This window comes from Seohaeicola nanhaiensis (assembly GCF_042654245.1).
GTDB lineage: Bacteria > Pseudomonadota > Alphaproteobacteria > Rhodobacterales > Rhodobacteraceae > Seohaeicola_A > Seohaeicola_A nanhaiensis.
Genome location: NZ_JBHSGI010000018.1, coordinates 1 through 5,387, shown reverse-complemented (window position 1 = coordinate 5,387; position 5,387 = coordinate 1). Strand labels below are relative to the sequence as shown.

General features: G+C 65.8%; 7 protein-coding genes. All 7 read left to right on the top strand.

The window, feature by feature from the left end:
• Positions 1-581, top strand: a 581-nt coding sequence (locus ACFO5X_RS14090; RefSeq protein ID WP_380718126.1) for a terminase gpA endonuclease subunit, incomplete at its 5' end; no start/stop codon positions are given.
• Positions 581-784, top strand: coding sequence for a phage head-tail joining protein (locus ACFO5X_RS14085; protein WP_380718125.1), 204 nt, complete (start codon positions 581-583; stop codon positions 782-784). The genes ACFO5X_RS14090 and ACFO5X_RS14085, both read left to right, overlap by 1 nt.
• Positions 785-787: 3 nt before the next feature.
• Entirely contained in the window at positions 788-2,305 is a 1,518-nt protein-coding gene (locus tag ACFO5X_RS14080) for a phage portal protein (RefSeq protein ID WP_380718124.1), read from the top strand.
• A gap of 13 nt (positions 2,306-2,318) precedes the next feature.
• Positions 2,319-4,355: a prohead protease/major capsid protein fusion protein gene (locus tag ACFO5X_RS14075; protein WP_380718123.1), complete on the top strand. Its 2,037-nt coding sequence runs from the start codon at positions 2,319-2,321 to the stop codon at positions 4,353-4,355.
• 89 nt (positions 4,356-4,444) lie between these two features.
• Positions 4,445-4,783: a DUF2190 family protein gene (locus ACFO5X_RS14070; protein WP_380718122.1), complete on the top strand. Its 339-nt coding sequence runs from the start codon at positions 4,445-4,447 to the stop codon at positions 4,781-4,783.
• Between the two features lie 2 nt (positions 4,784-4,785).
• Positions 4,786-5,100 (top strand): head-tail joining protein, encoded by a 315-nt coding sequence (locus tag ACFO5X_RS14065; protein ID WP_380718121.1) that lies wholly within the window; start codon positions 4,786-4,788, stop codon positions 5,098-5,100.
• Positions 5,097-5,387: DUF6441 family protein (locus ACFO5X_RS14060; protein WP_380718120.1), on the top strand; the 291-nt coding region annotated here is incomplete at its 3' end. The genes ACFO5X_RS14065 and ACFO5X_RS14060, both read left to right, overlap by 4 nt.

Here is a 5,387-nt window from a genome sequence, read left to right as displayed (position 1 = left end):
GGTCGCGGGTGATCATCGTCAAGGGCGGCAAGAGTGCCAACGGGCCTGTGATGGTGCCGCAGCAGCTGGACCGCCGGCCCGATGGCGCGCCGAAGCGCCGGCAGAAGCGGGCCTGGATGCTGAACGTCAGTCAGCTAAAGGCGGATTTCTACACCTGGCTGGCAAAGGAAGACCCACTGGAACGCGGATACTGCGATTTCCCGCGCGGGATGGGGGATGAGTATTACCGGCAGGTGACCTCGGAGGTGCGGGTTCTCAAGCGGGACCGCTACGGCGTGATGACCAGCAGCTGGGAGCTGGTCGAGACGACCCGCCGGAACGAAGGCCTGGACACGATGAACTATGCCGAGGCTGCGGCCCGGCGGAAGGGCTGGGCCTCGCTGACTGCCGAACAGTGGGCGATCTTCGAGGCGGAACGTGGGGCCGCACCGGCGGAACCGCAGCCCGATCTGTTCGATCAGACGGTTGTTGTTGCGCCGACTGAGCAGAAGCCTGCGGCATCGCCGGCGGAGAAGCAGAAAACGAAATCTGGCGGGTCCGACTGGTTGGGCGCCCGCGCGAAAAAGGGAAGCTGGTTCTGATGGCCTGGACTCAAACCGAGCTGGACGCGCTGAAATCGGCCTATGCCGCCGGCACCACGGTGGTTCAATTCGATGGCAAGCGCATCGAATACGACAGCGAGTCGGGCCTTCTGAAACGAATTCGCACGATCGAGGCCGAAATCTCATCGCAATCCGGCAAGGCCAAGGCCCGCGTCGGCTATACCACCTTCTCGAGGACCTGAGCCATGAACGGAGTTGCCTGGGGATGGCAGGAACGGGTGCTCGAGGTCTTCTCGGCGCGGGCGGCGCGGCAGCGCTACACCTCGCGGATCGCCAACTTCAACCTGCGGCGCGCCTATGACGGCGCCGCGAAGGGCCGGCTTTCGGATGGCTGGCGGACGGCCAGCACCTCGGCCGACGCGGAGGTGCGCGTTGCCGGAGGCCTGCTGCGCGACCGGATGCGCGACCTCGTGCGCAACAACGCTCTCGCCGCGCAGGCGGTGCAGGTGCTGGTCAACAACATCGTCGGCACGGGCATTCGGCCACGCGCCCGGACCGGCAATGAGGCGACCAACAAGGCAGTCGACGCGGCCTGGGCCGCCTGGTCGGCGCGATGCGACGCCCACGGCCACACCGATTTTCATGGGCTGACCGCGCTGGCGGTTCGCGAGATGATCGAGGGCGGAGACCTGTTCGCGCTGCGCCGCCCGCGTCGGACGCGCCGCACCTCGCCGGTGCCGCTCGAAATCGAGCTGTTCGAGGCCGATCACCTGGACGCCGCCCGGTTTGACGATAAACCCGGCACCCGCATCACATCGGGCATCGAATACGACTCGGTCGGCCGTCGCACCGCCTTCTACATGTTCCCGGATCACCCGGGCGACAACACGCCGACTTTCGGCCGCCGTTTCGAAAGCGTGCGCATTCCGGCCGCCAATGTCGCGCATCTCTTCGAACGGCAGCGGGTCCAGTCGCGCGGTGTGCCGTGGGGCACTCCCGCGATCCGCGCGCTGCAGGACCTCGGCGACTGGCAGGTCGCGGAGATGGTTCGGAAGAAGACCGAGGCCTGCATGGTCGGGGTTGTCATCGGCGAAGAGGGCGATGGAACCGCCAACATCACACCCGAGGTGAGGGACGCCAACAACGACCCGCTGGAATCATTCCGGCCGGGGATGATCGCCTACACGAACGGGCGCGACATCAAGTTCAACACGCCGGCACATGCGGGCGGGGTTCGGGAGTGGAACATTACGCAGATGCTGATCATCTCGGCCGGCTTCCGCGTTCCCTATGCGCTGATGACGAACGACATGAGCCAGGCCAACTTCTCCAGCAACCGGGCGGGCCTGAACGAGTTCCGGCGCATGGTGGAGATGGTGCAGTGGACCATCGTCATTCCCATGTTCTGCCAGCGCATCTGGGATTGGTTCTGCGATGCAGCCTGGACCGCCGGGGTGATCGACAGCCCGGATATCCCGGTTGAATGGGCGCCGCCGCGGTTTGAAAGTGTCAATCCCTGGCAGGATGCCCAGACCGACCTTCTGGAAACCCGCGCCGGATTTGCCAGCCTGCCGCAGCAGATCGGCAAGCGGGGCTGGGACCTCGATACCTTGCTGGCGGAGCAGGCACAGGCGCTGGAGAAGGCCGACAATCTCAAGCTGGTTCTGGACAGCGACCCGCGCAAGGTGACGCGCGTCGGGCAGGCGCAATCCTCGTCTCCGGGTGAGGCGGGAACAACTACGCCGGACAACCCGGCCCCCTGAAAGAGGACAAGACATGGCGAAGGACATGGTTGACCTGCCCCTGATCGGGCGGGAGGCAACGGTTGTTGCTGACATGATCGACACTGAGGCGCGGACCATCGAGGTGGTCTGGACGACTGGCGCAACCGTCCAGCGGTATCGCTGGGAGGGCTGGGATGTCGTCGAATACGACGAGGAGCTCGAGGTCTCGGCGCGCGCGGTGCGCCTGGAGCGTCTGAACGGCGGCGCACCTTTCCTCGACAGCCACCGTTCCTGGGGACTGAGCAGTGTCATCGGTTCGGTTGTGCCCGACTCGGTGCGGATTTCGAACGGGCAGGGCACGGCAAAAATCCGACTGACCGATGCCGAGGACGCTCAGCCCATCGTGCAGCGGATCATGGAGCGGACCATCAACAAGGTCTCGGTCGGCTACCGGGTGCACGAATACCAGATCACCAAGAAGGACGGCGAACGGGATAACTACCGCGCCGTCGATTGGGAACCTTACGAGATTTCGGCGGTCGCTATGCCCGCCGATCCCGGTGCGACGATCCGTTCCGAAGGTGGAATGGTCAATCGCTTCGAATGTGTCCTGACCCGGCAGGACATCACCGCCGCAGCCGCGGCCATCGAGAAAGGGACGCAGATGTCCGACAAGAACAAGCCCGCGGCCGGGCAGGACCCGGCCCGCACCGCGCCGGAAGGCGAACTGCAGACGCGGGAGGCCCCGCCGACTCCGGCAACTCCGCCGACCGCGCCCGACCTGGACAAGGTTCGCAGCGAAGAACGCACCCGCTGCACCGAGATCACCAAGCTCTGTGCGCGCCACAACCTGGACGATGCCTTCCGCGAGGACCTTATCGGTCGCGGCGTGTCGCTGGCTCAGGCGCGCGATGCGGTTCTGACCAAACTGGAGGAGAGCGACCCCATGGGGCGGACGCAGGAACGGGCGCCGGCTCAGGCGCGGGGCGACGGTGCCACCGAGATCGGGTATCGCGATGCCCTGGCCAACGCGCTGATGCATCGCCACAACCCCAGCGCGGTCAAACTGTCCGATGACGGTCGCAACTTCCGCGGCATGACCATGCTGGAAATCTGCCGTGACGCGCTGGAGCGCCGCGGCGTCACCACGCGCGGCATGTCCAAGATGGAACTTGCCGGCGCCGCCTTCGAGATGCGCTCGGCCGGGTATCACTCGACGAGCGATTTCCCGTCGATCCTGGCCAACGTGGCAAACAAGACGCTGCGCGACGCTTATGCCTCGACGCAGCGCACGTTCATGGCCTGGGCCCGCCGGTCGAACATCGTCGACTTCAAGCCGGTGAACCGCGTCCAACTCGGCGGTGCGCCTGATCTGAGCAAGGTTCTGGAAAGCGGCGAGTTCCAGTATGGCACCATGGGCGAGGGCAAGGAGACCTATGCCCTGGCGACCTATGGCAAGATCCTTGGCGTCACCCGCCAGGCGATCATCAACGACGATCTCAACGCCTTCACCCGCGTGCCGGAAGCGTTTGGTGCCTCGGCGGCGGACCTCGAATCCGATATCGTCTACGGGGTCCTCATCGACAATCCGAACATGGCGGATGGTGTGGCGCTGTTCCATGCGACCCATGGCAACCTCGGCACCGCCGCCGTGATCAACGAGACCTCTCTGTCTGCAGCCGAAAAGGCCTTCAGCAAACAGAAGGGCCTCGAGGGGCGGTTGATCTCGGTTCGTCCGCGCTTCCTGATCGTGCCGACCGGCCCGCGCTGGGTCGAGGCGCGCAAGCAGGTGGCGGCGACCACGCCGAACAGCACCTCGGACGTCAACGCCTATGCCGGGTCGTACGAGGTCATCTCGGAGCCGCGTCTGCTGCCGGCGTCGGGTCAGGACCCCTGGTTCCTGGCCGCCGATCCGGCACGGATCGACACGGTGGAATACGCCTATCTGGAAGGGCAGGAGGGCGTCTACACCGAGACCCGTGTCGGGTTCGAGGTCGACGGCATGGAGATCAAGGCGCGCCACGACTTCGCGGCCAAGGCGATCGACTGGCGCGGCCTCTACAAGAACCCCGGCGCGGCCCCGGCCTGAGTGTGACGGCGCCCCGGTCTCAGCTGGGGCGCTGACCTTGCCGGCGCAGGGCTGTCCGGCTTTTTCCCCATTCCGAAAGGATCACTTCCATGAAGAACTATGTTGCACCGGGGGACATGTTCCCCTTCACGCCCTCGGGCGCGGATTACGTTTCGGGTCAGGGCGCGCTGTCTGGCACGCTGTTCGGCGTCTGCGCCGGCGACATCGCCGATGGCGAAGAGGGCGTGATCAAGACCACCGGCGTCTTCGAGCTGCCAAAGACGCCGTCGCAGGCCTGGACGGTCGGCGCGAAGGTCTACTGGACCTCGGGCGGTGTCGCCACCACGACCGCTTCGGGCAACACCCTGATCGGTGTCGCCTATGCGGCGGTTGGCTCGGGCGCGGGTGAAACCCTCGGCCTCGTGCGCCTGAACGGCACCCCGGCCTGATCATGGGCGCGTTCGAAACCGCCATGGCGGCCATCTTCCGTGATGCCAACATGGCGGCGGACGCGCTCTATCACCCCGGCGGATCGGGTTCGGTCCCGGTCCGCATCATTCCCGTCCGTCCCGACGAGGAAATCCAGTTCGGCCGCCAGCGGGTGATTGGCGAGACTTTCGTTTTTCACGTCTCGACCGCTGACCTGGCAGCCCCTGCCGAGGGCGACGAAATCACCTATCTCGGCACCCGGTATCTGGTTCTGGGCGCGCCCGAGCGGGACGACCGCCGGTTGCATTGGCGGATCGGGACGGGGCCGGCATCGTGAGGCTGGACCTGGATGTCACGGCATCGCTGGCCGAGCAGCTCGAGAAAGAGATTGTGGACGGGGAGCGCGCTGTGACCCGCGTGATGCAGCGCGCTGCCAAACTGCTGAAGGACAGCTGGCGGCAGGATGTCGAGGGCGCAGGCCTCGGCGGGCGTCTGGCGAAAACCATTCGCGGCGATGCCTTTCCCCGTGGTGGCGCGAGCCTGAATGCAGCGGCACTGGTCTATACCAAGGCCCCGGTCATCATCGATGCCCATGAAACCGGCCCGCTGATCCGGTCGAAGGAT